The sequence below is a fragment of the Streptomyces sp. NPDC050423 genome, assembly GCF_040655445.1.
GTDB lineage: Bacteria > Actinomycetota > Actinomycetes > Streptomycetales > Streptomycetaceae > Streptomyces.
In genome coordinates this window covers 1-5,759 of record NZ_JBFAJY010000083.1, presented here as the reverse complement: position 1 = coordinate 5,759, position 5,759 = coordinate 1, and the positions used below count along the sequence as shown (strand labels likewise).

The 5,759-nt window shown below is 67.9% G+C and carries 7 protein-coding genes; 4 read left to right on the top strand and 3 right to left on the bottom strand.

Annotation, left to right across the window (positions count from 1 at the left end; genetic code table 11):
• The first annotated feature begins 217 nt into the window (after positions 1–217).
• The 3 genes from AB0I52_RS32620 to AB0I52_RS32610 all read left to right on the top strand — a co-directional run bounded on the left by AB0I52_RS32620 (position 218) and on the right by AB0I52_RS32610 (position 2,586).
• The gene (locus AB0I52_RS32620) at positions 218–649 is read left to right on the top strand and encodes an NfeD family protein (RefSeq protein WP_363078767.1); all 432 of its coding nucleotides are present in this window, start codon (positions 218–220) and stop codon (positions 647–649) included.
• A gap of 162 nt (positions 650–811) precedes the next feature.
• Complete coding sequence (locus tag AB0I52_RS32615; RefSeq protein WP_363078765.1) at positions 812–1,756, top strand: SPFH domain-containing protein; 945 nt, start codon at positions 812–814, stop codon at positions 1,754–1,756.
• 62 nt (positions 1,757–1,818) lie between these two features.
• Positions 1,819–2,586 carry a sulfite exporter TauE/SafE family protein gene (locus AB0I52_RS32610; RefSeq protein ID WP_363078763.1) on the top strand — a complete coding sequence of 256 codons (768 nt, stop codon included), beginning with the start codon at positions 1,819–1,821 and terminating at the stop codon, positions 2,584–2,586.
• A 61-nt stretch (positions 2,587–2,647) separates the two neighbouring features.
• Here AB0I52_RS32610 and AB0I52_RS32605 read toward each other — a convergent pair whose 3' ends face one another.
• The 3 genes from AB0I52_RS32605 to AB0I52_RS32595 all read right to left on the bottom strand — a co-directional run bounded on the left by AB0I52_RS32605 (position 2,648) and on the right by AB0I52_RS32595 (position 4,738).
• A complete protein-coding gene (locus AB0I52_RS32605) occupies positions 2,648–3,154 on the bottom strand; it encodes an HNH endonuclease (RefSeq protein ID WP_363078761.1) in 507 nt (168 codons plus the stop codon).
• 137 nt (positions 3,155–3,291) lie between these two features.
• On the bottom strand, positions 3,292–3,840 hold the full coding sequence (locus AB0I52_RS32600) for a YbhB/YbcL family Raf kinase inhibitor-like protein (RefSeq protein WP_363078759.1): 549 nt from the start codon (positions 3,838–3,840) through the stop codon (positions 3,292–3,294).
• A 115-nt stretch (positions 3,841–3,955) separates the two neighbouring features.
• Entirely contained in the window at positions 3,956–4,738 is a 783-nt protein-coding gene (locus AB0I52_RS32595; protein ID WP_363078757.1) for a sporulation protein, read from the bottom strand.
• Between the two features lie 73 nt (positions 4,739–4,811).
• Here AB0I52_RS32595 and AB0I52_RS32590 point away from each other — a divergent pair, with 73 nt between their 5' ends.
• A complete protein-coding gene (locus AB0I52_RS32590) occupies positions 4,812–5,453 on the top strand; it encodes a DNA-3-methyladenine glycosylase (RefSeq protein WP_363078755.1) in 642 nt (213 codons plus the stop codon).
• Positions 5,454–5,759 lie beyond the last annotated feature (306 nt).

Genomic DNA, 5,759 nt, shown 5'->3' with positions numbered 1-5,759 from the left:
TGGGTGGGGGGCCGGCGGCCGGCCACCGATGGTGGGTGGTCCGCCCCGACCCTGTTTGTATGGGGCCCACCCCGACAACGCGGCGAGCGTGCGTGCCAGACACCGCCGGGCAGGCGGGACTTTCGAAACACGCCCTAGGTCCTGTCGACCCCTGCACGCAAGTGCCGGCCCGCCTGCGCCCTGTCGGCGGAGGTGCCTGCGGCCATACGATGGCCGTGTGGACATCATCGACGCATGGGTGTGGTGGCTGATCGGCGCGGTGGGGCTGGGCATCCCGCTCGTCCTGACCGCGATGCCCGAGTTCGGCATGTTCGCCGTCGGGGCGGTTGCCGCGGCGGTGGTCGCGGCGCTCGGCGGCGGAATCGTGGCCCAGGTCCTGGTCTTCGTCTTCGTGTCGGTGGCGTTGATCGCCGTGGTCCGGCCGATCGCCAACCGGCATCGCTCGGACCGGCCCTACCTGGCCACCGGCATCGACGCACTGAAAGGCCGTCAGGCCGTGGTCCTGGAACGGGTCACCGGCGACGGCGGGCGGATCAAGCTGGCCGGGGAGATCTGGTCGGCGCGCGCCCTCGACGCGGAACTGAGCTACGAACCGGGCCAACAGGTCGATGTCGTCGAGATCGACGGGGCCACGGCCGTCGTCATGTGACCGAACAGCCCACACGGCAGAGCCCGTTCTGTCAGACTCGAAGTCGATCATCATGAGAACCGGACCGCCAGGACAACCGACCTGACGCACGGCCCCTCATACGATCTCGATCTCGACCTCGATCATCGCGATCCGTCGGCAACCGAAGGGCACGAGGAAACGATGCAACCGATCATCATCGTCCTGATCATTCTGGTGGTGCTCGTCTTCATCGCTCTGATCAAGACGATCCAGGTCATCCCACAGGCCAGTGCCGCCATCGTGGAACGTTTCGGCCGGTACACCCGCACCCTCAACGCAGGCCTGAACATCGTCGTTCCGTTCATCGACTCGATCCGGAACCGGATCGACCTCCGTGAACAGGTCGTGCCCTTCCCGCCGCAGCCGGTGATCACCCAGGACAACCTGGTCGTCAACATCGACACGGTCATCTACTACCAGGTGACCGATGCCAGGGCCGCGACGTACGAAGTGGCCAGCTACATCCAGGCCATCGAGCAGCTCACCGTCACCACGCTCCGCAACATCATCGGCGGCATGGACCTTGAGCGGACCCTGACCTCCCGCGAGGAGATCAACGCCGCCCTGCGCGGAGTCCTCGACGAGGCCACCGGCAAGTGGGGCATCCGCGTCAACCGCGTCGAGCTGAAGGCGATCGAGCCGCCCACCTCCATCCAGGACTCGATGGAGAAGCAGATGCGCGCCGACCGCGACAAGCGCGCCGCGATCCTCCAGGCCGAAGGAACGCGCCAGTCCGCGATCCTCACCGCCGAGGGCGAGAAGCAGTCCGCGATCCTGCGCGCCGAGGGTGAGGCCAAGGCCGCAGCCCTGCGCGCGGAGGGCGAGGCCCAGGCGATCCGCACGGTCTTCGAGTCCATCCACGCCGGCGACCCGGACCAGAAGCTCCTCTCGTACCAGTACCTCCAGATGCTGCCGAAGATCGCCGAGGGCGACGCCAACAAGCTCTGGATCGTGCCCAGCGAGATCGGTGACGCCCTCAAGGGCCTCAGCGGCGCCTTCGGAAACCTCGGCACCGGCATGCCCGGCTTCAACACCGGCAACAACACCGGCAACAAGGAACGTCGCGAGGACCCCCCGATCGACTGACCCGCACACCCCCTCGTGCATGATCAATGCACCAAGCACCGATCAGGCACGGGGGGTTCGGGATGACCATGTGGGAGATGCTCGCCGTCTTCGCCGCGGGCATCAGCGCGGGCACGATCAACACGATCGTCGGCTCGGGAACGCTGATCACCTTCCCGGTCCTGCTCGCCACCGGTCTGCCACCGGTCACCGCCACCGTCTCCAACGCACTCGGCCTGATCCCCGGCTCCATCAGCGGCGCGATCGGCTACCGCAAGGAGCTCGCAGGGCAGCGCCCGCGCGTTCTCAAGCTCGCCGTCGGCGCGCTCGTCGGCGGACTGACCGGCGCCACCCTGCTGCTGGCGCTGCCCTCCACGGCCTTCGAAACCATCGTGCCGATCCTGGTGGCGCTGGCCCTCGTCCTGGTCATCCTGCAACCGCGCATCAGCAAAGCCGTCCAGCGCCGACGCGAACACACCGGCGTCCCGGCCCGCCCCGACGGCGGCCCGCTGCTCTTCGTCGGCCTGATGCTCGCCAGCGTCTACGGCGGCTACTTCACCGCCGCCCAGGGGATCATCTACCTCTCCCTGATGGGCATGCTGCTCGACGACACCATGCAGCGCCTCAACGCCGTGAAGAACGTCCTGGCCGCCCTCGTCAACAGCATCGCCGCGCTCTTCTTCCTCTTCGTCGCGGACTTCAACTGGACCGCCGTCGTGCTGATCGCGATCGGCTCCGCATTCGGCGGCCAGATCGGCGCCAAGGTCGGCCGCCGGCTGAGCCCCGCCGTTCTGCGCGCCCTCATCGTCACGGTCGGCACGGTCGCCATCGTCCAACTGCTGCTCCGCTGACACCCGCAGGCCCGACTCCGCACGGAGACGGGCCTCGGCTACCGCACCGGGCGTACGGCCGCTACGCCGCGGACCGGTCCAGCCAATCCGGCAGCGCCGACCGGTCACCGGCCCCCAGCGCCAGCAGCATCGCATCCGCCGGAGACGGTACGAACGGCTGCCGCAACAGCGGCATCCCCGCCTGCTCCGGCGTACGGGCCGCCTTGCGGTGGTTGTCCTCGGCGCAGGAGGCCACCGTGTTGAGCCAGGTGTCCTGACCCCCCTGGGCACGCGGCACCACGTGGTCGACGGTGCTCGCCCGCCGCCCGCAGTACGCGCATCGGTGCTGGTCCCGTATCAGCACCCCCCTTCTGGACCACGGTGCCTGTCTTCGGAACGGCACCCGCACGTACCGGCAGAGCCTGATCACCCGGGGCACCGGAATGTCCACGGCGGCACCGCGCATGCGGAGGCCGGGATGCGACTGCTCGACGACGGCCTTGTCCTGCAGAATCAGCACCACCGCACGATTCAGCGTCACCGTCGACAGCGGCTCGAAGCTCGCATTCAGCACCAGCGTGTCCCGCATCCCGCCCACCTCCCGTGTGCCGCCCGCCACCTGGCAGGCCCGGATCAACTTTGGCCGGGCAGGCCGTGATGGACAACGCAATAAAAAACGCCCTGCCCTGATCTCTCCAGGACCAGGGCAGGGCAAACAGGGTGGAACTATCGACTTGTCGTGCTTTCGGCGGGCTCCGCGTACTGACCGATCAGCTGGGCACGGCCCAGCGTGTGGAACCGCAGATTGAAACCGACCACCGCGGGCGACACATCGCTGTCCGGCCCGAGCTTCTCGCTGTCCACCGCGTACACGGTGAACACGTACCGGTGGTTCTCGCCGGGCGGCGGCGCGGCGCCGCCGAAGTCCTTCGACCCGTAGTCGTTGCGCACGTGCACGGCGCCCGGGGGCAGCCCCTCGAACCTCCCGCCGCCCGCACCCGCCGGCAGCTCCGTGACCGACGCCGGGATGTCGAAGAGCACCCAGTGCCAGAACCCGCTGCCGGTGGGAGCGTCCGGGTCGAAGCACGTCACCGCGAAACTCTTCGTCCCCGCGGGGAACCCCTCCCACCGCAGCTGCGGCGAGGTGTTCCCCGCCGCCTGCACCTGTGCGTCCGCAAGCACGGCCCCCGGCGCGAGGTCCTCGCTCACCACGGTGAACGAGGGGACCTCGGGATGGAAGTCGTGCGGCAACGGTGCCCTCTTCGGCTCGGTCACGTCAGCACCTCTCCTGTCGGCGGTTTTTGGTGTCAGCAGATCTCCCACCGACCCTAGGCCGTGCCGTCAAACTACCGGCGTCGCCCGCAGTTTGACGACACGACCTGGAGGGTGTCTACAGCCAGTTGCGCTGACCGCCGACCTGGGCGAGCCACTGGTTCAGGTATGCCGCCCAGTCGGTCCCCTGGAAGTCGTTGAGACCCACCTTGAACGCGCGGTACGAATCGCTGCCCTCACTGAAGAGACCCGGCTTCTTGTCCATCTCCAGTACGACGTCCATCTCGCGGTCGTCCGCGACGAACGTCAGCTCGACCTGGTTCAGCCCCCGGTACTGCGACGGCGGGAAGAACTCGATCTCCTGGTAGAAGGGCAGCCGCTGCCGCGTACCGCGAATGTGACCACGCTCCATGTCGGCGCTGCGGAAGCCGAAGCCCAGCTGCCCGAAGGCGTCCAGGATCGCCTGCTGCGCCGGCAGCGGGTGCACGTTGACGGGGTCCAGGTCCCCGGAGTCCAGCGCCCGTGCGATCTCCAGCTCCGTGGTCACCCCGATGTTCATCCCGTGCAGGTGCTGTCCCGCGAACATGGTGATCGGCGTCTCCCAGGGGATTTCGAGCCCGAACGGCACGACGTGCACCGCACCCGCCCGCACCTCGAACGCGCCGCCGAGCCGAAGCCTGGTGAACTCGATGTCCTGCTTGGTCTCCTGCTCCTGGCCCTCGACCTCGACCCGGGCCTGCAGCCCGACGGAGAGCCCCTCGATCTGCTGGTCCACCGATCCGCCCAGGACCCGCACCTCGCCCTGGACGACCCCACCCGGTACGACGTTGAGCTCGGTCAGCTCCGTCTCCACCGAGGCACCGCCGGCACCCATGCTCGCGAGCAGCCGCTTGAAGCCCATGTCTTCTCCTCCTAGGTCCTGACCCCTACATACGCGTGATGAACGCAGTCGGTTCCCGGTAGCCTCGGACTTCATGATCGAGGACCAGGACCGTACGCCGCTGACGCGGGATTTCTTCGACCGCCCCGTGCTGGACGTGGCACCGGATCTACTGGGCCGGACGCTGGTCCGCAGCACGCCTGACGGCCCCATCGAGCTGCGCCTCACCGAGGTGGAGGCGTACGCGGGGGAGATCGACCCCGGCTCGCACGCCTTCCGCGGCCGGACCTCGCGCAACAGCGTGATGTACGGGCCGCCCGGCCACGCGTACGTCTACTTCACCTACGGCATGTGGCACTGCCTCAACCTGGTGTGCGGCCCGGAGGGCATGGCGAGCGGTGTACTGCTCAGGGCCGGCGACATCCTTACGGGCGCCGACCTCACCCGTAAACGTCGAATCTCGGCCCGCAATGACCGAGAACTGGCCAAAGGACCGGCCCGGCTCGCGACGGCTCTCGACATCGACCGCGCGCTCAACGGCACCGATGCCATCGCCCACCCGGGCGCGGCCCTCTCCGTCCTGTACGGCACCCCGCCACCCCGCGACCAGGTACGCAACGGCCCCCGCACCGGAGTGGGCGGGGACGGAGCCGTCCATCCGTGGCGCTTCTGGGTGGAGGGTGACCGCACGGTGAGCCCGTACCGGGCGCACGCACCACGCCGCAGGTCAACTTGACTCGCCCATGCGGGGCACCTAATGTAGTCCGAGCCGCTTGACACGGGTACAGCCAACGGTTTGGTCCATCGGACCTGATGCCGGGCCACTCGAAGCGGCCAACCACTACCTACGACTCACCCCAGAGGGTGCGGATTTTGGCATGCTGAAATCCGGGCCATTGACTCGATTATGAGTCACCGGGGGAATCGGCTAAAGTAGTGAACACGCCGAAAGGGAAAGCGCGAAAGCGAATTCCCCGAAAGCAATCCCGCTTCGACCGGGAATCGGACACGAAAGAGTCTGATAGAGTCGGAAACGCAAGAC